General features: G+C 44.5%; 27 protein-coding genes and 1 other annotated feature. All 27 genes read right to left on the bottom strand.

The window, feature by feature from the left end; translation table 11 throughout:
- Positions 1-20 precede the first annotated feature (20 nt).
- A complete protein-coding gene (rplX, locus tag M3593_RS21960; RefSeq protein ID WP_144481257.1) occupies positions 21-332 on the bottom strand; it encodes a 50S ribosomal protein L24 in 312 nt (103 codons plus the stop codon).
- A 34-nt stretch (positions 333-366) separates the two neighbouring features.
- Positions 367-735 (bottom strand): 50S ribosomal protein L14, encoded by a 369-nt coding sequence (gene rplN, locus M3593_RS21955; RefSeq protein ID WP_044393899.1) that lies wholly within the window; start codon positions 733-735, stop codon positions 367-369.
- 40 nt (positions 736-775) lie between these two features.
- Entirely contained in the window at positions 776-1039 is a 264-nt protein-coding gene (gene rpsQ / locus M3593_RS21950; RefSeq protein ID WP_023626421.1) for a 30S ribosomal protein S17, read from the bottom strand.
- Positions 1040-1058: 19 nt separating this feature from the next.
- Positions 1059-1259 (bottom strand): 50S ribosomal protein L29, encoded by a 201-nt coding sequence (gene rpmC / locus M3593_RS21945; RefSeq protein ID WP_079504261.1) that lies wholly within the window; start codon positions 1257-1259, stop codon positions 1059-1061.
- On the bottom strand, positions 1249-1683 hold the full coding sequence (gene rplP / locus M3593_RS21940; RefSeq protein WP_102264859.1) for a 50S ribosomal protein L16: 435 nt from the start codon (positions 1681-1683) through the stop codon (positions 1249-1251). The genes rpmC and rplP overlap by 11 nt, the downstream gene beginning before the upstream one ends.
- A 1-nt stretch (position 1684) precedes the next feature.
- Positions 1685-2341: a 30S ribosomal protein S3 gene (gene rpsC / locus M3593_RS21935; protein WP_144481258.1), complete on the bottom strand. Its 657-nt coding sequence runs from the start codon at positions 2339-2341 to the stop codon at positions 1685-1687.
- A gap of 3 nt (positions 2342-2344) precedes the next feature.
- A complete protein-coding gene (gene rplV / locus M3593_RS21930) occupies positions 2345-2686 on the bottom strand; it encodes a 50S ribosomal protein L22 (protein ID WP_079504264.1) in 342 nt (113 codons plus the stop codon).
- A gap of 18 nt (positions 2687-2704) precedes the next feature.
- Positions 2705-2983 carry a 30S ribosomal protein S19 gene (rpsS, locus tag M3593_RS21925; RefSeq protein ID WP_044393904.1) on the bottom strand — a complete coding sequence of 93 codons (279 nt, stop codon included), beginning with the start codon at positions 2981-2983 and terminating at the stop codon, positions 2705-2707.
- Positions 2984-3040: 57 nt separating this feature from the next.
- Positions 3041-3871: a 50S ribosomal protein L2 gene (gene rplB / locus M3593_RS21920; RefSeq protein WP_144481259.1), complete on the bottom strand. Its 831-nt coding sequence runs from the start codon at positions 3869-3871 to the stop codon at positions 3041-3043.
- Positions 3872-3900: 29 nt separating this feature from the next.
- A complete protein-coding gene (gene rplW, locus M3593_RS21915; protein ID WP_144481260.1) occupies positions 3901-4185 on the bottom strand; it encodes a 50S ribosomal protein L23 in 285 nt (94 codons plus the stop codon).
- Positions 4185-4808, bottom strand: coding sequence for a 50S ribosomal protein L4 (rplD, locus tag M3593_RS21910; protein ID WP_144481261.1), 624 nt, complete (start codon positions 4806-4808; stop codon positions 4185-4187). Before rplD ends, rplW begins: the two co-directional genes overlap by 1 nt.
- A 26-nt stretch (positions 4809-4834) precedes the next feature.
- Positions 4835-5464, bottom strand: a complete 630-nt coding sequence (gene rplC, locus M3593_RS21905) for a 50S ribosomal protein L3 (protein WP_144481262.1) — start codon at positions 5462-5464, stop codon at positions 4835-4837.
- Between the two features lie 38 nt (positions 5465-5502).
- Positions 5503-5811, bottom strand: a complete 309-nt coding sequence (gene rpsJ, locus M3593_RS21900) for a 30S ribosomal protein S10 (RefSeq protein WP_009791329.1) — start codon at positions 5809-5811, stop codon at positions 5503-5505.
- Between the two features lie 851 nt (positions 5812-6662).
- Positions 6663-7850: an elongation factor Tu gene (tuf, locus tag M3593_RS21895; protein ID WP_144481263.1), complete on the bottom strand. Its 1188-nt coding sequence runs from the start codon at positions 7848-7850 to the stop codon at positions 6663-6665.
- A 123-nt stretch (positions 7851-7973) separates the two neighbouring features.
- Positions 7974-10052 (bottom strand): elongation factor G, encoded by a 2079-nt coding sequence (gene fusA / locus M3593_RS21890; RefSeq protein ID WP_144481264.1) that lies wholly within the window; start codon positions 10050-10052, stop codon positions 7974-7976.
- Positions 10053-10100: 48 nt separating this feature from the next.
- The gene (gene rpsG, locus M3593_RS21885; RefSeq protein WP_023626435.1) at positions 10101-10571 is read right to left on the bottom strand and encodes a 30S ribosomal protein S7; all 471 of its coding nucleotides are present in this window, start codon (positions 10569-10571) and stop codon (positions 10101-10103) included.
- A gap of 40 nt (positions 10572-10611) precedes the next feature.
- A complete protein-coding gene (rpsL, locus tag M3593_RS21880) occupies positions 10612-11034 on the bottom strand; it encodes a 30S ribosomal protein S12 (protein ID WP_023626436.1) in 423 nt (140 codons plus the stop codon).
- 101 nt (positions 11035-11135) lie between these two features.
- Complete coding sequence (locus tag M3593_RS21875) at positions 11136-11384, bottom strand: 50S ribosomal protein L7ae-like protein (RefSeq protein WP_144481265.1); 249 nt, start codon at positions 11382-11384, stop codon at positions 11136-11138.
- Positions 11385-11564: 180 nt separating this feature from the next.
- On the bottom strand, positions 11565-15167 hold the full coding sequence (gene rpoC / locus M3593_RS21870) for a DNA-directed RNA polymerase subunit beta' (RefSeq protein ID WP_144481266.1): 3603 nt from the start codon (positions 15165-15167) through the stop codon (positions 11565-11567).
- Positions 15168-15280: 113 nt separating this feature from the next.
- The gene (rpoB, locus tag M3593_RS21865; RefSeq protein WP_251544831.1) at positions 15281-18844 is read right to left on the bottom strand and encodes a DNA-directed RNA polymerase subunit beta; all 3564 of its coding nucleotides are present in this window, start codon (positions 18842-18844) and stop codon (positions 15281-15283) included.
- Positions 18845-19089: 245 nt separating this feature from the next.
- Complete coding sequence (locus M3593_RS21860; RefSeq protein ID WP_251544830.1) at positions 19090-19692, bottom strand: class I SAM-dependent methyltransferase; 603 nt, start codon at positions 19690-19692, stop codon at positions 19090-19092.
- A 473-nt stretch (positions 19693-20165) separates the two neighbouring features.
- On the bottom strand, positions 20166-20531 hold the full coding sequence (gene rplL / locus M3593_RS21855; RefSeq protein ID WP_144481269.1) for a 50S ribosomal protein L7/L12: 366 nt from the start codon (positions 20529-20531) through the stop codon (positions 20166-20168).
- A gap of 57 nt (positions 20532-20588) precedes the next feature.
- On the bottom strand, positions 20589-21089 hold the full coding sequence (rplJ, locus tag M3593_RS21850; protein ID WP_144481270.1) for a 50S ribosomal protein L10: 501 nt from the start codon (positions 21087-21089) through the stop codon (positions 20589-20591).
- Between the two features lie 32 nt (positions 21090-21121).
- Positions 21122-21258, bottom strand: a sequence feature (ribosomal protein L10 leader region).
- 50 nt (positions 21259-21308) lie between these two features.
- Positions 21309-22001: a 50S ribosomal protein L1 gene (gene rplA / locus M3593_RS21845; RefSeq protein ID WP_125482148.1), complete on the bottom strand. Its 693-nt coding sequence runs from the start codon at positions 21999-22001 to the stop codon at positions 21309-21311.
- A 227-nt stretch (positions 22002-22228) separates the two neighbouring features.
- Complete coding sequence (rplK, locus tag M3593_RS21840) at positions 22229-22654, bottom strand: 50S ribosomal protein L11 (RefSeq protein ID WP_144481271.1); 426 nt, start codon at positions 22652-22654, stop codon at positions 22229-22231.
- A 173-nt stretch (positions 22655-22827) separates the two neighbouring features.
- Positions 22828-23361 carry a transcription termination/antitermination protein NusG gene (nusG, locus tag M3593_RS21835; protein ID WP_144481272.1) on the bottom strand — a complete coding sequence of 178 codons (534 nt, stop codon included), beginning with the start codon at positions 23359-23361 and terminating at the stop codon, positions 22828-22830.
- A 276-nt stretch (positions 23362-23637) separates the two neighbouring features.
- Positions 23638-23820: a preprotein translocase subunit SecE gene (gene secE / locus M3593_RS21830; protein WP_144481273.1), complete on the bottom strand. Its 183-nt coding sequence runs from the start codon at positions 23818-23820 to the stop codon at positions 23638-23640.
- Positions 23821-23822 lie beyond the last annotated feature (2 nt).

The raw sequence follows: 23822 nt of genomic DNA, 5'->3' as shown, positions 1-23822 counted from the left end.
TACCTCCCTTCTTCAATAGACTATTTATCTAGAACTTCACCGGATTTTTTAGCAACGCGTACCTTTTTGCCGTTCTCGACAGTGTATCCAACTCGGGTTGGCTTGCCGGATTTCGGATCTACAGGCATTACGTTTGATACATGGATAGGTGCTTCCTGGTTCAAGATTCCACCTTGTGGATTTACTTGAGAAGGCTTAGCGTGTTTTTTCACGATGTTGATTCCTTCTACAAGAACACGGCTTTGCTTTGGATAAGCTTCAAGGATGATCCCTGATTTGCCTTTGTCCTTACCAGAGATGACCATTACTTTGTCACCTTTTTTTACATGCATCTGTGTGCACCTCCTTAAAGGCATTTGAAATAGATTATAGTACTTCTGGAGCTAATGAAACGATCTTCATGAAGTTGTTGTCACGAAGCTCACGTGCAACTGGTCCGAAGATACGAGTACCACGAGGACTCTTATCGTCACGGATGATTACACAAGCATTCTCGTCAAACTTAATGTAAGTACCGTCAGTGCGGCGCATACCAGTTTTTGTACGAACGATAACTGCTCTGACAACGTCACCTTTTTTAACAACGCCACCTGGTGTTGCTTGTTTCACTGTGCAGACGATGACGTCACCAATATTAGCAGTCTTACGGCCGGAACCGCCAAGAACCTTAATAGTAAGAACTTCACGAGCACCTGAATTGTCAGCAACTTTTAAACGTGTTTCCTGTTGGATCATGCGAGTAACCTCCCTTCGGAATAAACCTTAATCCGAACAATTAGATAATAACAGCTTTTTCCACCACTTCTACAAGGCGGAAACGTTTTGTGGCAGATAGCGGACGAGTTTCCATGATACGAACTACATCGCCGATTTTTGCCTCGTTTTGCTCATCATGAGCCTTGAACTTCTTAGAGTATTTTACACGCTTGCCGTATAAAGGATGCTTTTTGTAAGTCTCAACAAGAACAGTAACAGTTTTGTCCATCTTGTCAGATACTACGCGTCCAGTATAAACTTTGCGTTGGTTGCGTTCACTCATTGTGAGAACCTCCTCTCAATTATCTGTTAACGCCGATTTCTCTTTCACGAATTACAGTTTTCATGCGAGCAATCGCTTTGCGTACTTCACGAATGCGAGCTGTGTTTTCAAGTTGTCCAGTCGCTAATTGAAAGCGCAGGTTGAATAGCTCTTCTTTTAAAGATTTAACTTTTTGTTCAATTTCAGCAGTGGTAAGGTCACGAATTTCATTAGCTTTCATTAGATTCACCACCAATTTCTTCTCGTTTAACAAACTTGCACTTTACAGGAAGCTTGTGTGATGCAAGGCGTAATGCTTCGCGTGCGATCTCTTCAGAAACGCCAGCAACTTCGAACATTACTTTGCCTGGTTTAACAACTGCTACCCAACCTTCAGGAGCACCTTTACCAGAACCCATTCGGACTTCTAGAGGCTTTGCAGTATATGGCTTGTGAGGGAAAATCTTGATCCAGACTTTACCGCCACGTTTCATGTAACGAGTCATTGCAATACGGGCAGATTCGATTTGGCGGTTTGTGATCCAAGAAGCTTCAAGAGCTTGCAAACCGAATTCACCGAAGTTTACTTCAGTACCGCCTTTAGCTTGACCGCGCATCTTGCCACGGTGTTGACGGCGATATTTAACGCGTTTTGGCAATAACATATTATTTGCCTCCTTCCTCAGTTTTCTTCTTCGTAGGAAGGACCTCTCCACGATAAATCCATACTTTAACGCCTAGCTTACCGTAAGTTGTATCTGCTTCAGCAGTAGCATAATCGATATCGGCACGAAGAGTATGAAGTGGAACTGTTCCTTCGCTGTAATGTTCTGAACGAGCGATGTCTGCACCGCCTAGACGGCCGGATACCATTGTCTTGATACCTTTAGCGCCAGCACGCATTGCACGTTGGATAACTTGCTTCTGTGCGCGACGGAAAGATACACGGTTTTCCAATTGGCGTGCGATGTTTTCAGCAACCAATTTCGCATCGATATCAGCTTTTTTGATTTCAAGAATGTTTATATGAACACGTTTGCCTGTTAGTTCGTTTAGCGCTTTACGAAGTGCTTCAACTTCTGTTCCACCCTTACCGATAACCATTCCTGGCTTCGCAGTGTGAACAGTTACATTCAAGCGGTTTGCAGCACGCTCGATTTCTACTTTAGAAAGAGAAGCATCGCGTAAACGCTTAGTGATGTACTCACGAACCTTAAGGTCTTCGTGTAAAAGATCAGCGTAGTCTTTGCCTGCGTACCATTTTGATTCCCAATCACGGATGATTCCGACACGCAAACCGACTGGATTTACTTTTTGACCCACTGATTATCCCTCCTTCTTTTCTGATAAAACGATTGTAATGTGGCTAGTACGTTTGTTAATTGCACTTGCACGGCCCATAGCACGTGGACGGAAACGTTTCAACGTTGGTCCTTCGTTAGCGTAAGCTTCGGATACGACAAGGTTATTAACATCCATCTCATAGTTGTGCTCTGCGTTTGCTAATGCAGATTTCAACACTTTTTCTACGATTGGAGAAGCTGCCTTTGGGGTAAGGTTTAAGATAGCAACTGCTTCACCAACTTGCTTTCCTCGAATTAAATCTAGAACTAAGCGAGCTTTACGAGGAGCAATACGAACTGTTCTTGCAACAGCTTTAGCTTGCATTTGGATGCCCTCCTCTCATTAACGTCTTGTTTTCTTATCGTCATTACCATGACCTTTGTAAGTACGAGTTGGAGCGAATTCTCCAAGCTTGTGGCCTACCATGTCTTCAGTGACATAAACAGGTACATGTTTGCGACCATCGTAGACAGCAATCGTGTGTCCGATGAATTGTGGGAAGATCGTAGAACGGCGAGACCAAGTTTTAACAACTTTCTTGCCTTCAGTTTCATTTAACTTTTCGATCTTTGTGATTAAGTGCTCATCAACAAAAGGTCCTTTTTTTAAGCTGCGACCCATGATTGAACCTCCCTTCGTGATTGCCCTACGGTTCCCGCGAACCGTAGCTCAATCCCGTTATTTTTTACGACGACGTACAATAAACTTGTCGGATTTGTTCTTCTTCTTACGAGTCTTAGCACCAAGAGTTGGTTTGCCCCATGGTGACATTGGAGACTTACGTCCGATTGGTGAACGTCCTTCACCACCACCGTGTGGGTGATCGTTAGGGTTCATTACAGATCCACGTACTGTTGGGCGCTTGCCTAACCAGCGTGAACGACCTGCTTTACCGATGTTGATCAATTCGTGCTGTTCGTTGCCGACTTGACCTACAGTTGCACGGCACTCAGCAAGGACCATACGTACCTCGCCTGAGTTCAAACGAATCAATACATATTTACCTTCTTTACCAAGAACCTGTGCTGAAGTTCCAGCAGAACGAACCAATTGTCCGCCTTTGCCAGGCTTCAATTCGATGTTGTGTACGACTGTACCAACTGGAATGTTAGCTAGTGGAAGAGCGTTACCTACCTTGATGTCAGCTGTTGGGCCAGACATAACTTCCATACCTACTACTAGGTTTTTAGGAGCTAGGATATATCTCTTTTCACCATCTACATAATTAATTAACGCAATGTTTGCTGAACGGTTTGGATCATACTCAATTGTGGCAACGCGTCCTGGAATGCCATCTTTTGTACGTTTAAAATCGATGATTCTGTACTGACGCTTATGGCCGCCACCTTGATGACGAACAGTTAACTTACCCTGGTTGTTACGACCGCCTTTTCTGTGCAACGGAGCAAGCAAGGATTTTTCCGGCTTGTCAGTTGTAATTTCAGCAAAATCAGATGCTGTCATATTACGACGACCGTTGGAGGTAGGTTTGTACTTTTTAATCGCCATTTCGTTTCCCTCCTCTTCTTATTGAATTATTATACTTCGAAGAATTCGATTTCTTTGCTGTCTTGAGTAAGCTTTACGATAGCTTTACGACGCTTGTTAGTGTAACCGCCGAATTTGCCCATACGCTTGAACTTACCTTTGTAGTTCATGATGTTAACTTTTTCAACTTTTACGCCGAAAATAGTTTGAATAGCATCTTTAACTTGTGTCTTGTTCGCTCTTGTGTCGACTTCGAAAGTGTATTTCTTCTCAGCCATTAGATCTGAAGAACGTTCTGTAATAACGGGGCGCTTAATGATATCACGTGCATCCATTATGCAAGCACCTCCTCTACTTTTTCAACAGCTGCTTTTGTCATGATCAGCTTATCATGATTTAAAACATCTAGTACGTTGATTCCATCAGCAGTAACAACAGTTACTCCAGGAATGTTACGTGCAGATAGTGCGACGTTTTCTTCAAGACCTGCTGTTACGATCAATGCTTTCGTGTTAACTGAAAGACCAGTTAGTACACTCTTGAATTCCTTTGTCTTTGGAGCTTCGAAAGCTAGGCTCTCAAGAACAAGGATGTTCTCAGCTTGCACTTTTGATGATAAAGCAGATTTGATTGCCAAACGACGAACTTTCTTAGGCAGTTTATAGCTGTAGCTGCGTGGAACTGGTCCGAATACAGTACCGCCTCCGCGCCATTGTGGAGATCTGATAGATCCCTGACGAGCACGGCCAGTACCTTTTTGACGCCATGGTTTGCGTCCACCGCCCGCTACTTCAGAACGAATTTTAGTTTTATGAGTTCCCTGACGTAATGAAGCTCTCTGCATAACGACTGCTTCGAACATTACGTGGTTGTTAGGCTCAATACCAAATACTGAATCGTTAAGTTCGATTTCTCCAACTTGTGAACCAGCTTGGTTGAATAATGCTACTTTAGGCATTCTTGTTTCCTCCTTTCCTGTAAAAATTACTTAGCTTTTACAGCAGTTTTGATTTTTAGAAGGGCTTTTCTAGCACCTGGAACGTTTCCTTTGATTAGAAGAAGGTTGCGTTCAGCGTCAACTTTGACGATTTGCAGGTTTTGAACAGTGATCTGCTCTCCACCCATGCGACCAGGTAGCAATTTACCCTTGAATACGCGGTTTGGAGCAACAGGACCCATTGAACCAGGGCGGCGGTGGTAACGAGAACCGTGAGCCATTGGTCCGCGAGATTGTCCGTGACGCTTGATAGCACCTTGGAAACCTTTACCCTTTGAGATTCCTGTAACATCTACGATATCGCCTTCTGCGAAAATATCAACTTTGACTTCCTGACCAACTTCATATCCTGCTACTTCGACACCATTGAATTCCTTAACGAAGCGCTTAGGAGCAGTGTTTGCTTTTGCAACGTGTCCTTTTTCAGGCTTGTTGGAAAGCTTTTCGCGCTTGTCTTCAAAACCTAACTGGATCGCTTCGTAGCCATCTGTTTCAGCAGATTTTACTTGAAGAACAACGTTTGGAGCAGCTTCTACAACAGTTACCGGGATAAGGTCGCCGTTTTCAGCAAATACTTGAGTCATACCGATCTTTCTTCCTAAGATTCCTTTGGTCATTTCAGTCACACCTCCTGTGATTTATAATGTTTTATTGATTAAAGTTTGATTTCGATATCTACACCTGATGGCAGGTCTAAACGCATTAGTGAATCGACCGTTTGCGGAGTCGGATTGATGATGTCAATCAGACGCTTATGCGTACGCATTTCGAACTGTTCACGAGAATCCTTGTACTTGTGCACCGCACGAAGAATTGTGTAAATGGACTTTTCTGTAGGTAGTGGGATTGGACCAGACACTGCCGCACCAGAACGTTTCGCAGTTTCAACAATTTTCTCTGCAGATTGATCAAGAATCCTGTGATCATAAGCTTTCAAACGGATACGAATTTTTTGTTTTGCCATTACTTTCCCTCCTTTTCGCCTATTTTAAAATAGACATTCTCCGCGAAAATTTCCCACACACTCGCCATGGCAAAGCGGCCGGGTGTGTCAGCAACCTTCCGCATCATCGCAGTCAAAGACCAACATTGTCTATTATACATAAAACATAACCCAAACGCAAGAAGTATTCCGCTTTTTAATTATGTTCAACACACTTTTACTATTATAGCGGCCACTTTGGTATTTTACAAGTGGGGAAAGAGATTTCTAACTATTTGGACGTGGAGAAAATAATTCCTATTGTTTGATTGGTGGAATATATATAGAAGAAACTAGAATGAGATGCTCCTTATTGAGCGGTTGTATTTATAAAAGCGGTGTTTTTTTAAAAAGTGAAGGATATTACTTTCGCTCCTAATACGGGTATTCGATTACCTTTTATGCAATCTATTCATCAGCGATTATCTATTACATGATGCTCCCTATTTCTGCGACCGCAGTTTCTTCTCCTCTCACGTTGCGGACGGAGAATCACTCTTTCTGCGACCGTATTCTCTTCTGTCCTCTCATTTCGGGCGGAGAATCACTCTTTCTGTGACCGTATTCTCTTCTGTCCTCTCATTTCGGGCGGAGAATCACTCTTTCTGTGACCGTATTCTCTTCTGTCCTCTCATTTCGGGCGGAGAATCACTCTTTCTGCGACCGTATTCTCTTCTGACCTCTCATTTCGGGCGGAGAATATCTTTTTTTTAACCCATCCACGTCACACTTAGGATTTGAGATATGTACCTCCTGGTTTTATAATAGACCGATTTCAACATAAAAAAGCAGCTGGATCGTCACCCAGCTGCTTTCATTGTTTCTATTTAAAATTACTCTTGGATAGTCGCAACTACGCCAGCGCCTACAGTACGGCCGCCTTCACGAATTGAGAACTTAGTTCCTTCTTCGATAGCGATTGGAGCGATTAGTTCAACAGTCATTTCGATGTTGTCGCCAGGCATAACCATTTCTACGCCTTCAGGAAGGTTACAGATACCAGTTACATCAGTTGTACGGAAGTAGAACTGAGGACGGTAGTTAGTGAAGAATGGAGTGTGACGTCCACCTTCTTCTTTTGAAAGAACGTATACTTCAGCTTTGAACTTTGTGTGTGGCTTAACAGAACCTGGCTTAGCAAGTACTTGACCACGTTGGATATCTTCACGAGCTACCCCACGAAGAAGTGCACCGATGTTGTCTCCAGCTTCCGCATAGTCAAGAAGCTTACGGAACATTTCTACACCTGTTACAGTAGTAGATTTTGGCTCTTCAGTCATACCGATGATTTCTACAACGTCACCGACTTTAACTTGTCCACGCTCAACACGTCCAGTAGCAACTGTTCCACGGCCAGTGATTGAGAATACGTCCTCAACAGGCATCATGAAAGGCTTGTCAGTGTCACGTTCTGGAGTTGGGATGTACTCATCAACTGCAGCCATAAGCTCGTTGATTTTTTCTTCCCATTCTGGAGCTCCTTCAAGAGCTTTAAGAGCAGAACCTTTGATAACTGGGATGTCATCGCCAGGGAAGTCGTATTCAGAAAGAAGGTCACGTACTTCCATTTCTACTAGTTCAAGAAGTTCTTCGTCGTCAACCATGTCACACTTGTTCATGAATACAACAAGGTAAGGTACGCCTACCTGACGAGAAAGAAGGATGTGCTCACGAGTTTGCGGCATTGGGCCGTCAGCAGCAGATACTACAAGGATACCGCCGTCCATTTGTGCAGCACCAGTGATCATGTTCTTAACATAGTCAGCGTGTCCTGGGCAGTCAACGTGTGCATAGTGACGAGTTGCAGTTTCGTACTCAACGTGTGCAGTTGAGATTGTGATTCCACGCTCGCGCTCTTCTGGAGCAGCGTCGATTTGGTCGTAACCGCGTGCTTCACCGCCGCCTACTTTAGAAAGAACAGTAGTGATAGCAGCTGTTAGAGTTGTTTTACCATGGTCAACGTGACCAATTGTACCAATGTTAACGTGTGGCTTAGAACGATCGAATTTAGCTTTTCCCATTAGAAAAATCCTCCTTTGATATATGAAAATTAAGTATATTTTAATGTGCTGTGAAATAGGCGAGCCTATCCCACAGCGTATGCTTACATTAGTAGTTATACTTGATTAAAAGATGAAAATCAATTATTCACCTTTATTTTTTTTGATGATTTCTTCAGAAACAGATTTAGGAACTTCTTCGTAGTGGTCGAAGTGCATTGAGAATACACCGCGTCCTTGTGTGCTTGAACGAAGAGCAGTTGCATAACCGAACATTTCTGATAGTGGAACCATCGCACGAACAACTTGTGCATTACCACGAGCATCCATACCTTCGACGCGTCCGCGACGAGCAGTGATCATACCCATGATATCTCCAAGGTATTCTTCAGGAATTACAACTTCTACCCTCATGACTGGCTCAAGGATAACTGGCTTACACTTGGAAGCCGCATTCTTAAGTGCCATTGAAGCAGCGATTTTAAACGCCATTTCAGAAGAGTCAACATCGTGGTAAGAACCATCGAATAGTCTTGCTTTGATGTCAACAAGTGGATATCCTGCAAGTACTCCGCGATCGAGAGCGTCTTCAAGACCAGCTTGAACCGCTGGGATGTATTCACGTGGAACAACACCACCGACGATACCGTTCTCGAATTCGAAGCCTTTTCCTTCTTCGTTTGGAGAGAACTCAATCCAAACGTGTCCGAATTGACCACGTCCACCGGATTGGCGAGCGAATTTACCTTCAACCGAAGCTGATTCGCGGAAAGTTTCACGGTATGCAACCTGAGGTGCACCAACGTTAGCTTCCACTTTAAATTCACGACGCATACGGTCAACGATGATATCAAGGTGAAGTTCACCCATTCCAGCGATGATTACCTGTCCAGTTTCCTGGTCAGTATGCGCGCGGAATGTAGGATCTTCTTCTTGAAGTTTTTGCAATGCAGTTGTCATTTTGTCCTGGTCAGCTTTTGACTTAGGCTCAACTGATAACTGGATTACTGGTTCTGGAAACTGCATGGACTCAAGAATAACTAGAGACTTTTCATCACATAGAGTGTCACCAGTAGTAGTATCTTTCAAACCAACAGCTGCAGCGATGTCACCGGCGAAAACCTTTGAGATTTCCTGGCGGCTGTTTGCGTGCATCTGAAGGATACGTCCGATACGCTCACGCTTTCCTTTTGTTGAGTTCTGTACATATGAGCCAGACTCAAGAGTACCAGAGTAAACGCGGAAGAACGTTAACTTACCAACATAAGGGTCAGTCATAACTTTGAACGCAAGAGCAGAGAATGGCTCGTTGTCGTCAGAGTGACGCTCAACTTCTTCATCAGAATCCGGCAGAGTACCTTTGATTGCTGGTACATCCAGTGGAGATGGAAGGTAGTCGATAACAGCGTCAAGCATTAGCTGAACACCTTTGTTTTTGAATGCTGAACCACAGATAACTGGGTAGAATTCAACGTTTGTTGTACCTTTACGGATTGCAGCTTTGATCTCTTCGATAGTAAGCTCTTCTCCGCCAAGGTATTTTTCCATTAACTCTTCATCAAGCTCAGCTACCGCTTCGATTAGCTTTTCACGGTATTCTTCAGCTTGTGCTTTATATTCTTCAGGAATCTCACCTTCAGTAATTTCAGTACCTAGGTCATTTCCGTAGAAGATAGCTTTCATTTCAACAAGGTCGATGATTGCTTCAAACTCATCTTCAGCTCCGATTGGAAGCTGGATTGGATGAGCATTCGCTTGAAGACGATCATGGATAGTTGAAACAGAGTATAGGAAGTCCGCGCCTAGCTTATCCATTTTGTTAACGAATACTACACGTGGAACTCCGTAAGTAGTAGCCTGGCGCCAAACTGTTTCAGTTTGAGGCTCAACACCTGACTGTGCGTCAAGTACTGCTACTGCACCATCAAGTACACGAAGTGAACGTTCAACTTCAACAGTGAAGTCTACGTGTCCTGGTGTGTCGATGATGTTAACGCGGTGTTCTTTCCAAGAAGCTGTAGTTGCAGCAGAAGTGATCGTGATTCCACGCTCTTGTTCCTGCTCCATCCAGTCCATTTGAGAAGCACCTTCATGAGTTTCGCCGATTTTATGAATACGGCCTGTATAATATAGAACACGCTCAGTTGTTGTTGTTTTACCAGCATCAATGTGAGCCATGATCCCAATATTACGAGTTTTTTCTAAGGAGAACTCTCTTGCCATTTGGTCTTTCTCCTTCCTAGTATGAGTGTTTTTAGATTGAAGGTAAGATTACCAACGATAGTGAGCGAATGCTTTGTTTGCTTCCGCCATTTTGTGTGTATCTTCGCGCTTCTTAACAGAAGCACCAGTGTTGTTAGCAGCGTCAAGAATTTCGTTAGCAAGACGCTCTTCCATTGTCTTTTCCCCACGAAGACGTGAGTAGTTGACCAACCAGCGAAGACCAAGAGTTGTACGGCGGTCTGCACGCACCTCAACTGGTACTTGGTAGTTAGCTCCACCTACACGGCGTGCTTTTACTTCTAGAACAGGCATGATGTTCTTAAGAGCTGCATCGAATACTTCGATTGGCTCCTTGCCTGAACGCTCACGAATGATATCAAAAGCTGAATAAAGGATCTTTTGTGATTTACCTCTCTTGCCATCGATCATCATTTTGTTGATCAAACGAGTGATAAGCTTTGAGTTATAAATCGGATCCGGCAATACGTCTCTCTTTGCAACTGGACCTTTACGTGGCATGTAATTTCCTCCTTTCAAAAAGGGTTAATAGTTTTGGTTATTATTTCTTAGCTGCTTTTGGTCTCTTAGTACCGTACTTAGAACGGCCCTGCATACGGTTGTTTACACCAGCAGTATCAAGAGCACCACGAACGATGTGGTAACGCACACCCGGTAAGTCTTTTACACGTCCTCCGCGGATAAGAACAACGCTGTGCTCTTGAAGGTTGTGCCCGATACCAGGGATATAAGCTGTTACCTCGATTCCGTTAGTCAAACGTACACGAGCGTATTTACGCAACGCTGAGTTCGGCTTCTTTGGAGTCATAGTACCAACACGAGTACATACACCACGCTTTTGTGGAGATGAAACGTTAGTTTGTGCTTTTTTGAAGCTGTTGTAACCTTTATTTAGCGCCGGAGATTTTGACTTCTCCTCTTTTGAGCTACGTGGCTTGCGCACTAATTGGTTAATTGTAGGCATGATCATTTTCCTCCCTTCACATTTTGTGTAAGCCCACACATCCAGGTGGTTCATTTTTTTACAAAAAACAAAGTTCTTGCAGTTGACTGCAAAAACAGTTTTTACTTGGTTATCGCTACAGCTGAGGCGCCGACGGCAATTCCGCATGCCTTCCCTAATTTTTTCATAGAGTCGACATAGGTGATGGCGGTGTTCATTTCCCTGGCAGCTTGCAATAGATTCGCTGTCACTTTCGTGTCAGCATCCTTTGCAATGACCAGTTCGATTACTTCGCCAGCCTTCAGTGCTTTCACTGTTTGCTTTGATCCTACTATAATCTTGTTAGCTTGAGCTACTTTTTCATAAGACATCGATATCCTCCAAAGTAACCGGTAAATAGGAGCACCTTTGAAATAGTAACATTTAGTGCAAGGTATGTCAACAGCATTAAAAAACTTTTTTCGCTAATGTGTTTCTTTATTCATAGATTCGCTCTTATTTTTTAAAAAGGCGGCACTTTCTGCCGAAGCAGAGAGTACCGCGCTTTTACTTTATTCTACAGTGATGGCATCTTCAGCATTTTCTTCTTCCGTTGAGATTGGCTCAGCTCTTCTGTAGCGCTGCATACCAGTTCCTGCTGGAACAAGTTTACCGATGATAACATTTTCTTTCAGGCCGAGAAGTTCATCTCGCTTGCCTTTGATCGCTGCATCTGTAAGCACTCTTGTTGTTTCCTGGAAGGATGCTGCGGACAGGAATGAATCTGTCTCAAGTGATGCTTTTGTGATACCAAGCAATACTGGACGTCCTGTTGCAGGCATTTTACCTTCAAGAAGCGCTTTGCGGTTCGCGTCAGTGAACTGATGGATTTCAAGCAATGTGCCTGGCAGTACATCTGTTTCACCAGCGTCGATTACCCTGATTTTGCGCATCATCTGGCGAACCATTACTTCTACGTGCTTATCCCCGATCTCAACACCCTGCATACGGTATACCTTTTGAACTTCTTTCAATAGGTATTCCTGCACGGATTGAACATCTTTGACTCTTAATAGTTCCTTAGGGTCAATTGAACCTTCAGTGAGTTCCTGACCGCGTTCAACATGGTCATTTATAGCAACCTTTAGGCGTGCTGTATATGGCGCATTGTATGTGCGGCTTTCGATTTCACCCTGGATCACGATTTCCTGCTGACGGTCTTTTCCTTCGTTGATGCCTACTACGACACCTTCCAATTCAGAGATGACAGCCTGACCTTTAGGATTACGCGCTTCAAACAATTCCTGGATACGCGGAAGACCTTGTGTGATATCGTCTCCTGCAACACCGCCGGTATGGAATGTACGCATTGTAAGCTGTGTGCCCGGCTCACCGATTGACTGCGCAGCAATGATGCCGACTGCTTCGCCAACTTCGACTTCCTGGCCAGTTGCCAGGTTGCGTCCGTAACATTTCTTACATACGCCGTGGCGTGTATTACATGTGAATGCAGAACGAATCCAAACTTCTTCGATACCTGCTTCTGTTACTTCAACAGCAAGGTCTTCTGTAATCAAGCCATTTTCAGGTACAATTACAGCCTTTGTTTCAGGATGCTTGATTGCCTTTCTTGCATAACGGCCAATCAATCGCTCATCAAGAGGTTCGATTACTTCAGTACCATCTTTAAGAGATTTGATAAACAAGCCTCTGTCTGTTCCGCAATCGTCTTCGCGAACGATGACATCCTGGGCTACGTCTACAAGACGGCGTGTCAGGTAACCTGAGTCCGCAGTCTTAAGTGCTGTATCGGCAAGACCTTTACGAGCACCGTGAGTAGAGATAAAGTACTCCAATACTGTAAGACCTTCACGGAAACTTGACTTGATCGGCAATTCGATGATCCGTCCCGCCGGGTTGGCCATCAGACCACGCATACCAGCAAGCTGCGTGAAGTTGGACGCGTTACCACGGGCACCGGAGTCACTCATCATGAAGATTGGGTTGGAATTATCCAGTGATTTCATCAGCTTCGCCTGGATATTATCCTTCGCCTGGCTCCAGATAGAAATAACACGGTCATAACGCTCATCCTCGGTAATCAAACCGCGTCTGAACTGCTTAAGAACATTATCGACCTTCGTTTGTGCTTCTGAAATGATTTCCTGCTTCTCTTTAAGAACCACGATATCAGCCACACCGACCGTAATACCCGCTTTAGTGGAGTATGTGAAGCCAAGTCCCTTCATACGGTCAAGCATTTTTGAAGTTTCGGTGATCTTGAACTTCTTGAAAACTTCAGCAATGATGTTTCCAAGAATTTTCTTCTTGAATGGATCAACCAATGGCATACTCTTGATAACTTCCTTGATATCAGCGCCTTTTTCCACAAAATACTTCTCAGGAGTTTTCTCCTCAAGGTTTTGCTTGGAAGGTTCGTTGATATATGGGAAGGACGCTGGAAGGATTTCATTGAAAATCAACTTACCAACAGTCGTGATCAAGAGCTGGCCATTTTGCTCTTCAGTGAATGTCTGGTTGCCAAGTGATGATGCGGCAACAGCAACACGTGTATGAAGATGCACATAGCCATTTTGATAGGCAACTAATGCTTCGTTTGTATCCTTGAAGACCATACCTTCACCGACAGCGCCTTCTCTTTCAAGTGTCAGGTAGTAGTTACCCAATACCATATCCTGTGAAGGAGTTACAACTGGCTTGCCGTCCTTAGGGTTCAGGATGTTCTGTGCTGCAAGCATCAACAAGCGTGCTTCTGCTTGTGCTTCAGCAGAAAGCGGAACGTGGACAGCCATCTGGTCACCGTCGAAGTCAGCGTTATATGCTGTACATACGAGCGGGTGAAGACGGATTGCTCGTCCTTCTACCAATGTCGGCTCGAATGCCTGGATTCCAAGTCTGTGAAGAGTCGGTGCACGGTTCAGCAATACTGGGTGCTCCTTGATGACATCTTCAAGTACATCCCAGACTTCCGGCTGGACGCGCTCGATTTTACGCTTGGCAGACTTTATATTATGGGCTAAGCCCTTTTGGACAAGTTCTTTCATGACAAACGGCTTGAACAGCTCAAGAGCCATTTCTTTTGGCAGTCCGCACTGGTACATGTGCAGGTTAGGCCCTACGACGATAACAGAACGGCCAGAGTAGTCAACACGCTTACCAAGAAGGTTTTGACGGAAACGACCTTGTTTACCCTTCAGCATATGAGAAAGGGACTTCAATGGACGGTTACCTGGTCCGGTTACCGGACGTCCGCGGCGGCCGTTATCAATCAGCGCATCAACAGCTTCCTGAAGCATACGCTTTTCGTTCTGGACGATGATGCTTGGAGCACCAAGGTCAAGAAGTCGCTTAAGACGGTTATTACGGTTGATTACACGGCGATACAGGTCATTCAGGTCAGACGTTGCGAAACGGCCGCCATCAAGCTGTACCATCGGGCGAAGTTCCGGCGGGATAACAGGGAGAACATCAAGGATCATCCATGATGGCTCATTGCCTGATCCACGGAATGCTTCTACTACCTCAAGGCGCTTGATCGCACGAGTACGACGCTGGCCCTGTGCAGTTCTCAATTCTTCCTTCAGCATATCTGCTTCTTTATCAAGGTCGATATCAGAAAGCAGCTTTTTGATTGCTTCAGCTCCCATGGCAGCCTGGAACTTATTGCCGTATTTTTCACGGTAAGCACGGTATTCTTTCTCTGATAACAATTGCTTCTTTTCAAGAGCAGTGTCACCAGTTTCCGTTACCACATACGAAGCAAAGTAAATAACTTCTTCAAGTGCACGCGGAGACATGTCAAGGACTAGTCCCATGCGGCTAGGAATACCTTTGAAATACCAAATGTGAGAAACAGGAGCCGCAAGCTCAATGTGTCCCATTCTTTCACGACGGACTTTTGCACGAGTTACTTCAACACCGCATCGGTCACAGACAACGCCCTTGTAGCGGACTCTCTTGTACTTTCCGCAGTGACATTCCCAGTCTTTTGTCGGTCCGAAGATCCGCTCACAGAATAAGCCGTCTTTTTCTGGCTTTAAAGTACGATAGTTGATTGTTTCTGGCTTTTTAACCTCACCGAAAGACCATGAACGGATCTTGTCTGGTGAAGCGAGGCCAATTTTCATGTACTCAAAATTATTAACATCTAGCAAGGGGCCTACCTCCCTTTTAATCTAGGGTTTTACCCTTATGGCCATCCAAAAAGGAACACACGTGGACAATACTGTTATTCAACTGTTTGTACACGTGTGCCAATTAGATGGACCTATTCTTTCATTCCCACTTTTTCTGAATCCATTTCTTCTGCTTCAGGAGCAATTGTCAATGTTTCAGCATGCTGCATCTCTTCATCATCATCGAAGTCGCGCATTTCGATTTCTTTTTCATCGCCTGAAAGGATCTTTACGTCCATACCAAGACTCTGAAGCTCTTTCATCAATACTTTGAATGACTCAGGAACACCTGGTTCTGGTACGTTTTCACCTTTAACAATCGCTTCATATGTTTTAACACGTCCAACAACATCATCGGACTTGACAGTTAAGATTTCCTGCAATGTGTATGCAGCGCCGTATGCTTCAAGCGCCCAAACTTCCATCTCCCCGAAACGCTGTCCGCCGAACTGGGCTTTACCGCCAAGCGGCTGCTGCGTAACAAGTGAGTATGGTCCAGTAGAACGAGCGTGAAGCTTATCGTCTACCATGTGGGCAAGCTTGATCATGTACATGACACCGACAGATACACGGTTATCGAAAGGTTCGCCTGTACGGCCATCATAAAGGATGGTCTTAGCGTCCCTTGCCATGCCTGCTTCCTCGATTGTCGCCCAGACATCCTCTTCAGTGGCACCATCGAAAACAGGAGATGCAACATGGATTCCAAGGTAACGCGCAGCCATGCCCAGGTGAAGCTCAAGCACCTGTCCGATGTTCATACGTGATGGTACCCCTAGTGGGTTAAGCATGATATCGACTGGTGTTCCATCCGGCAAGAAAGGCATATCCTCTTCCGGAAGGATTTTTGAGATAACCCCTTTGTTACCGTGGCGTCCTGCCATTTTGTCACCTTCAGAAATCTTACGCTTCTGAACGATGTATGCACGGACAAGCTGGTTTACGCCAGGAGGAAGCTCGTCGCCATCTTCACGGTTGAACACTTTGACGTCAAGGACAATCCCGCCGCCGCCGTGTGGAACACGCAATGAAGTATCACGCACTTCCCTTGCTTTTTCACCAAAGATTGCATGAAGGAGACGTTCTTCCGCAGTCAATTCAGTAACCCCTTTTGGTGTTACCTTACCTACTAGAAGATCTCCATCTTTTACTTCAGCACCGACACGGATGATTCCGCGCTCATCAAGGTTTCTTAATGCATCTTCCCCGACGTTCGGGATATCACGTGTGATTTCTTCAGGTCCAAGCTTTGTATCGCGGGACTCTGACTCATATTCTTCTATATGGATCGATGTATATACATCGTCTTTAACGAGGCGCTCACTCATGATGATCGCATCCTCGTAGTTATAACCATTCCATGTCATGAAGCCAACAAGGACGTTACGGCCAAGTGCCAGTTCACCTTTTTCCATTGACGGGCCATCTGCAAGGATTTCCCCTTTGGTTACACGGTCGCCAATACTTACGATTGGGCGCTGGTTGTAGCATGTTCCCTGGTTGGAACGGATGAACTTCAGCATACGGTACTTATCAAGGTCACCCTTGACTTCCTGTCCGTCTACTTCCTTGACGCGGCGTACCCAGACTTCACGGGCTTCCACATGCTCGACAATCCCCTCATGCTTACAGATGACTGCAGCTCCGGAGTCTTTGGCAGAAACGTGTTCCATTCCAGTTCCGACTCTTGGTGCTTCAGGCTGCATCAATGGAACAGCCTGACGCTGCATGTTCGCACCCATTAGGGCACGGTTGGAGTCATCGTTTTCAAGGAACGGGATACACGCAGTGGCTGCGGATACAACCTGCTTCGGTGATACGTCCATGTAATCGACGCGGTCACGCATGACAACAGTATTTTCACCGCGGAAACGGGCAATTACTTCTTCATCAACGAAGGAACCATCATCAGCAAGACGAGCATTCGCCTGTGCCACTACATAGTTATCTTCTTCATCAGCTGTTAAGTAATCGAAATGGCTTGTCACTTTACCTGTTTCAGGATCAACACGGCGGTACGGAGTCTCGATGAATCCGAAGCGGTTAACCTTCGCGAAACTTGAAAGTGAGTTGATCAAACCGATGTTTGGACCTTCAGGCGTTTCGATCGGGCACATACGTCCATAGTGGGAGTAGTGAACGTCACGCACTTCAAAGCCTGCGCGTTCACGTGTAAGACCACCAGGTCCCAATGCAGAAAGACGCCTCTTATGTGTCAATTCAGCCAGCGGATTTGTCTGGTCCATGAACTGTGAAAGCTGTGAGCTTCCAAAGAACTCTTTAATGGACGCAATGACCGGGCGGATATTGATTAATTGCTGTGGTGTAATCGTGTTTGTGTCCTGGATGGACATTCTTTCACGGACTACACGCTCCATTCGGGACAAACCAATACGGAATTGGTTCTGCAATAGTTCGCCAACAGAACGAAGACGTCTGTTACCTAAATGGTCGATATCATCCGTGTCGCCAACACCATGCAGCAAGTTAAAGAAGTAGCTGATGGATGCAATGATATCAGCAGGCGTGATGTTTTTGATCGGTTCAGGGACATAGGCGTTTCCTAGAACATTAATCTCTTTCTCACCCTCAACATCGTTCGGTGAGTAGATTTTAATGCTTTGAAGCGTTACATCCTCTTCAACCACGCCGCCGTAAGGGCTGATTGTCTTGAAGCCAACATTGTTCTCAAGCGCAGGGATGATCTTATCCAAAGTACGGCGGTCAAGAGTGACGCCTTTTTCTGCGATGATTTCTCCTGTTTCAGGATCCACCAATGTTTCTGCAAGCTTTTGCCCGAATAAACGGTTTTTAATATGAAGCTTTTTGTTGATTTTATAACGCCCTACATTTGCAAGGTCATAGCGCTTTGGATCAAAGAATCTTGATACCAAAAGGCTTTTTGCATTGTCAACTGTAGGCGGTTCGCCAGGACGGAGACGCTCATAAATTTCAAGAAGCGCTTTTTCCGTACTTTCCGTATTGTCTTTTTCAAGAGTATTACGGATATATTCGTTATCACCGATCAGATCAATGATTTCTTGATCAGAACCGAACCCTAATGCACGCAAAAGAACCGTAACAGGGAGCTTCCTCGTACGATCGATCCTTACATATACAACATCCTTGGCATCTGTTTCATACTCTAACCAGGCGCCGCGGTTAGGAATAACGGTTGCAGTGAACCCTTTCTTCCCGTTCTTATCAAGTTTCCCACTATAGTACACACTTGGTGAACGCACTAGCTGGGAAACGATAACCCTTTCAGCACCGTTTATGACAAACGTGCCAGTTTCTGTCATAAGCGGAAAATCGCCCATGAAGACATCCTGGTCCTTTACTTCACCTGTTTCCTTGTTTACAAGGCGGACCTTTACCCGCAATGGTGCAGAGTAAGTAACGTCTCTTTCTTTTGATTCTTCCACTGGATATTTCGGTTCGCCAAGACTGTAATCGATAAACTCTAACGATAAGTTACCAGTAAAGTCTTCAATCGGTGAAATGTCCTGGAACATTTCACGGAGGCCCTCATCAAGAAACCACTGATAGGAAGAGGTTTGAATTTCAATCAAATTCGGCAATTCCAAAACTTCACTGATGCGAGCATAACTTCTACGTTGGCGGTGTCGTCCATACTGAACTAGTTGACCTGTCAACTGATTCACCCCTCAAATCAAGCGTTATTATTCATCTATCCCTGTCTTGTCCATGAAGTTTCCTCCATTTCAAAAGACAAAAAGAAAAAGGGTTTTCACCTAAAAACCACATTTCCTGCAACGAACAATTATTTTGTTAGTTTTCCCTTTATGCCCAAAATTATACAACTTTCGATGAAAATAGTAATTGAAAAGGAAACTAATATATTGGCATTTTATAATATTAACATAGCGGTTTTCTCACGTCAACATTTAACAGATTTGAGAATAAAGTATCCTTTACTTTTCGCCTCAACCTCTACATCGCCAAAAAGTTCTTTCATTTTTTCCATCGCTGATGGAGCACCCTGTTTTTTTTGGATGACCACCCAGAGCTCTCCGCCTTCAGCTAAACGCTGAAAACTTTGTTCGAATATATCGTGAACGATTTTTTTGCCGGCTCGGATCGGCGGGTTGGTGAGGATTGCATCGAATCCGTCTTCTTCCACTCCATTCAGCCGGTCACTTTCATAGATTTTCACATTGTCCACTTTATTTTCGGACGCGTTTTCTTTCGCAAGCATAATCGCTCTTTCATTGACATCCACCATGTGGACCATCGCTTCTGGATAGGCCCTGGCAATTGAAAGTCCGATCGGTCCATAGCCGCAGCCTACATCGAGAAGCATCCCATCAGCTTTCTTTAGTTCGAAGGTATCGATCAATAATCTCGAACCAAAATCGACTTCCTTTTTCGAAAAAACGCCGCTGTCCGTCTTGAAACGGAAGGTGTTTCCCTTCAATTCGCTTTGCCATTTCACAGGATTGCTTTCAGTGCTGGGTTTGCGGGAGTAATAATGTTCAGTCAAAATCTCTCACCTCCACGGGGACTCATTTGAAGAATGCGATCGCGGATTGCATTGCTACTGCGGTATTATAAACTCTTTGTGATTAAAAAGCAAAAAAATGAACAGAGTTTAGTATTGGGCTCTGTTAATATCGACTGTTGATTTTCGTTCCAGGCACTTCGCTTTCCGCGGGGCTGGCGCTGAGCCTCCTCGTCGCTTTGCTCCTGCGGGGTCTCACCTGACCAGCTGCGCCCGCAGGACATTGAATAGCTTCCTCGAATCTGCCCACGCACGATGGAATCCGTTAGCATTTTCGGAGGAGTCTTCGCGCCTTCCACTACAATCAACAGGATTTAATAATCGAAGCGAGTTTGAACAGAGCCCTTTTCAAAATGCCCCGAATCTCCAGGGCACCTATCAAACTTTAAACTGCCAATATGATAAAAGCGAAAAAAAAGCCCGCTTTAGCAGCGAGCTTTTTATTGTAAGGTTGATTACTTAACTTCGACGTTAGCTCCAACTTCTTCAAGCTTAGCTTTGATTTCTTCAGCTTCTTCTTTAGAAACGCCTTCTTTAAGAGCTTTAGGAGCGTTGTCAACAACTTCCTTCGCTTCTTTAAGACCAAGACCTGTGATTTCACGAACAACTTTGATAACCTTGATCTTCTGGTCGCCAGCAGATGCAAGAACTACGTCAAACTCAGTTTTTTCTTCAGCAGCGCCGCCAGCAGCAGCTCCACCCATCATTGCTACTGGTGCAGCAGCAGTTACGCCGAATTCTTCTTCGATTGCTTTTACTAGATCGTTAAGTTCTAAAACAGTCATATTTTTAACTGCTTCAATGATTTGTTCTTGAGTCATGATTTGTTTCCTCCTAATAGGTTAGTTTTTTATTGTTAAACGGTAATTATTTTTAACTTACGCGCCTTGCTCTTCTTTCTGTTCTGCAACAGCTTTTGCAGCAAGAGCAAGATTGCGGATTGGAGCTTGAAGTACGCTGAGTAGCATAGAAAGTAGACCTTCGCGAGATGGCAGATCTGCAAGTGCCTTGATTTCTTCTACTGTAACGATGTTGCCTTCAACTACGCCCGCCTTGATTTCAAGGGCTTCATGCTTCTTAGCGAATTCGTTAAGAATCTTAGCTGGTGCAACGACATCTTCAGTACTGAACGCGATTGCGTTAGGGCCTGTTAAAGATGCGTTTAAGTCAGCAAGTTCAGCAGCTTCTGCAGCACGGCGTGTCATAGAGTTTTTGTAAACCTTGAATTCAACACCAGCTTCGCGAAGCTCTTTACGAAGTTCAGTTACTTCAGCAACTGAAAGTCCACGGTAATCAACGACGATAGTTGATTTACTTTCTTTAAGTTTGCCAGCAATCTCGTCAACGATTTGCTTTTTCACTTCGATAATTGCGCTCATCCTTACACCTCCTGTAGATTTCTGCATTTATACCGATCAAATAAAAACCTCCGCATCAAGGCAGACGCGGAGGAAGTATACAATAGCAAGTATGTTGCTCTATCGTATGACCTCGGCAGGATATTAAGCATTAAGCCCCTGCTGTCTGCGGTACAAATGTAATTCTATTTTCACAACAAGAAGAATTATATACAATCCTTCGTTGATTGTCAAATACTATTATTTTACAGTTGAAGGATCAACTTTAACGCCAGGTCCCATTGTAGTAGAGATCGTAACGTTCTTCATGTATGTTCCTTTAGCTGCAGCTGGCTTGACCTTCATCATTGTTTCGAAGATTGTGTTGAAGTTTTCAACAAGCTTGTTGTCTTCGAAAGAAACTTTTCCGATAGGTACGTGGATGTTACCAGACTTGTCAACGCGGTATTCTACTTTACCAGCCTTGATTTCGTTAACTGCTTTTGTTACATCAAAAGTAACTGTGCCAGTCTTAGGGTTTGGCATCAAACCTTTAGGTCCCAATACGCGACCAAGCTTACCAACTTCACCCATCATGTCAGGCGTAGCAACGATTACGTCAAAGTCGAACCAGCCTTGCTGGATCTTGTTGATGTATTCTGCATCGCCAACATAGTCTGCACCAGCAGCTTCTGCTTCTTTTAATTTTTCGCCTTTAGCGAATACAAGAACGCGTTGAGTTTTACCAGTTCCGTTTGGAAGCACAACCGCTCCACGGATTTGCTGGTCAGCTTTCTTAGGGTCTACACCCAGACGGAAAGCAGCTTCAACAGTAGCGTCAAATTTAACTGTGCTTGTCTTTTTAGCAAGCTCAATTGCTTCAGCAGCTGTATATGCTTGAGAGCGATCTACAAGCTTAGCAGCTTCAAGATACTTTTTACCTTTTTTAGCCATTTTTAGTTCCTCCTGTATTGTGGTTTTAACGGAATAACCTCCCACTTTGAAAAGCGGAGACGCAATGGCACATAGGCCATACGTCGGAGCTAGACAACGAAAGCGGTGGCACCTTGACGGCACCAGAGCTTGAAAAGCGAAGGCGCCATAAAGGCGCCGTTTCAGACAAAAGGTTGCGGGTGAAATCTAATTCAGCTCCGCAACCCATTCATCCTCTGCAGCAGAAATTAGTCTTCGATATTGATTCCCATGCTGCGTGCAGTACCTTCAACCATGCGCATTGCTGCTTCAACGCTAGCTGCGTTCAGGTCAGGCATTTTCTGTTCAGCAATCTCACGTACTTTATCACGCTTGACTGTTGCTACTTTATTACGGTTTGGTTCACCAGAACCAGACTGGATTCCAGCTGCTACCTTCAAAAGAACTGCAGCAGGAGGAGTTTTCGTAATAAATGTAAATGAACGGTCTTCAAAAACCGTGATTTCAACCGGAATGATCAATCCAGCTTGATCAGCTGTACGAGCGTTAAATTCCTTACAGAATCCCATGATGTTAACACCGGCTTGACCTAGTGCAGGTCCAACTGGTGGTGCCGGATTGGCTTTGCCAGCAGGGATTTGCAATTTAACCATTTTAATTACTTTTTTAGCCACGAGACACACCTCCTTAAAGTCCGTGATGTGGTAATAGGGGATTTTCCCCTCCCACTCATAATAAAAAGTCTTTATATAAAATAAAGAACTTGACATATATCTGTCAATCGTCCAAGACATACTGACCTATGAAATATTAACACTTTTTAAAGTTGATTTCAAGTTATTTCAGATTATAATTTTTCAATCTGGGAAAATTCAAGCTCAACCGGAGTATCGCGCCCGAACATATTGACAAGAACTTTAAGCTTCGCTTTATCCTTATCGATCTCTTCGATTGTACCCGTGAAGTTCGCAAACGGCCCTTCGCTGACTTGTACTGTCTCGCCAAGTTCGAAGTTGACATCTACCTTCTTCTCTTCAACGCCCATGCGCTTAAGGATGAAAGTTACTTCTTCAGGCAGCAGCGGTGTAGGTTTTGATCCAGCACCTGCAGAGCCGACGAAGCCCGTTACGCCTGGCGTATTGCGGACAACATACCAGGAATCATCTGTCATGACCAACTCTACTAAAACATAGCCAGGGAAAGTCTTTCTCTTCACAACTTTCTTTTTGCCATTTTTGAAATCTGTTTCTTCTTCTTCAGGAACGATCACACGGAAGATCTTATCTTGCATGCCCATTGTTTCAACACGCTTTTCAAGATTCGTCTTGACCTTGTTCTCGTAGCCCGAGTAAGTATGCACTACATACCAATTCTTTTCCATTATCGAGGACTAAATCGTCCGTCCCTCCCCATTTCCAAATGCACTAGAAAAGCGTAAGTGCCTTGGTCAGCCCCGACAAGCGCTGGAGGGCCAGGCAGTGAAGTCGTTCTTTGACTTCATTGACTGGACCGAAGCGACCTCGAGGGGCTAGGCACTGGAGCTATACAACATCTAATGTAATGGTGAATTTTTTTCAAGCAAATAAAAAACCCGTTATCCGGGCTTTTAAACTTGTCCTGCGTTTATATTTTCCATTATACCATGAGTGTGCAGTGGTTATTCAAGAATTAAGCGAATCAATTCAGAAATACCAAGGTCTAACACTGCGAAGAACAGAGCAGCAAAAGCAACTGTAGACAGAACTGTAATCGTGTAGCGAGTCAGTTCCTTGCGTCTAGGCCAGCTGACCTTTCTCATTTCACGTCCAACTTCACTGAAAAACTTAGTGATGCGCTGCATTT

This window comes from Mesobacillus sp. MER 48, from assembly GCF_023714225.1.
Classification (GTDB): Bacteria; Bacillota; Bacilli; order Bacillales; family Cytobacillaceae; genus Mesobacillus; species Mesobacillus oceanisediminis_A.
The sequence above is the reverse complement of the archived record's forward strand: the minus strand, read 5'-3'. Positions and strand labels throughout refer to the sequence as shown.

Coding starts and splice junctions, on each gene's coding strand:
- rplD (WP_144481261.1), bottom strand. CDS start 4,808: ATGCCTAAAGTAGCATTATTCAACCAAGCTGGTTCACAAGTTGGAGAA.
- rplB (WP_144481259.1), bottom strand. CDS start 3,871: ATGGCGATTAAAAAGTACAAACCTACCTCCAACGGTCGTCGTAATATG.
- rpsS (WP_044393904.1), bottom strand. CDS start 2,983: ATGGGTCGCAGCTTAAAAAAAGGACCTTTTGTTGATGAGCACTTAATC.
- rplJ (WP_144481270.1), bottom strand. CDS start 21,089: ATGAGCGCAATTATCGAAGTGAAAAAGCAAATCGTTGACGAGATTGCT.
- rplP (WP_102264859.1), bottom strand. CDS start 1,683: ATGTTATTGCCAAAACGCGTTAAATATCGCCGTCAACACCGTGGCAAG.
- rpmC (WP_079504261.1), bottom strand. CDS start 1,259: ATGAAAGCTAATGAAATTCGTGACCTTACCACTGCTGAAATTGAACAA.
- rplA (WP_125482148.1), bottom strand. CDS start 22,001: ATGGCTAAAAAAGGTAAAAAGTATCTTGAAGCTGCTAAGCTTGTAGAT.
- rpsG (WP_023626435.1), bottom strand. CDS start 10,571: ATGCCACGTAAAGGTCCAGTTGCAAAGAGAGACGTATTGCCGGATCCG.
- secE (WP_144481273.1), bottom strand. CDS start 23,820: ATGCAGCGCATCACTAAGTTTTTCAGTGAAGTTGGACGTGAAATGAGA.
- nusG (WP_144481272.1), bottom strand. CDS start 23,361: ATGGAAAAGAATTGGTATGTAGTGCATACTTACTCGGGCTACGAGAAC.
- rplN (WP_044393899.1), bottom strand. CDS start 735: ATGATCCAACAGGAAACACGTTTAAAAGTTGCTGACAATTCAGGTGCT.
- M3593_RS21875 (WP_144481265.1), bottom strand. CDS start 11,384: ATGTCTTATGAAAAAGTAGCTCAAGCTAACAAGATTATAGTAGGATCA.
- rplX (WP_144481257.1), bottom strand. CDS start 332: ATGCATGTAAAAAAAGGTGACAAAGTAATGGTCATCTCTGGTAAGGAC.
- rpsL (WP_023626436.1), bottom strand. CDS start 11,034: ATGCCTACAATTAACCAATTAGTGCGCAAGCCACGTAGCTCAAAAGAG.
- rplW (WP_144481260.1), bottom strand. CDS start 4,185: ATGGATGCACGTGATATCATTAAGCGCCCCGTTATTACAGAACGTTCT.
- rplL (WP_144481269.1), bottom strand. CDS start 20,531: ATGACTCAAGAACAAATCATTGAAGCAGTTAAAAATATGACTGTTTTA.
- rplC (WP_144481262.1), bottom strand. CDS start 5,464: ATGACCAAAGGAATCTTAGGAAGAAAGATCGGTATGACTCAAGTATTT.
- rplV (WP_079504264.1), bottom strand. CDS start 2,686: ATGCAAGCTAAAGCTGTTGCAAGAACAGTTCGTATTGCTCCTCGTAAA.
- fusA (WP_144481264.1), bottom strand. CDS start 10,052: ATGGCAAGAGAGTTCTCCTTAGAAAAAACTCGTAATATTGGGATCATG.
- rpsJ (WP_009791329.1), bottom strand. CDS start 5,811: ATGGCAAAACAAAAAATTCGTATCCGTTTGAAAGCTTATGATCACAGG.
- tuf (WP_144481263.1), bottom strand. CDS start 7,850: ATGGGAAAAGCTAAATTCGATCGTTCTAAGCCACACGTTAACATTGGT.
- rpsQ (WP_023626421.1), bottom strand. CDS start 1,039: ATGAGTGAACGCAACCAACGCAAAGTTTATACTGGACGCGTAGTATCT.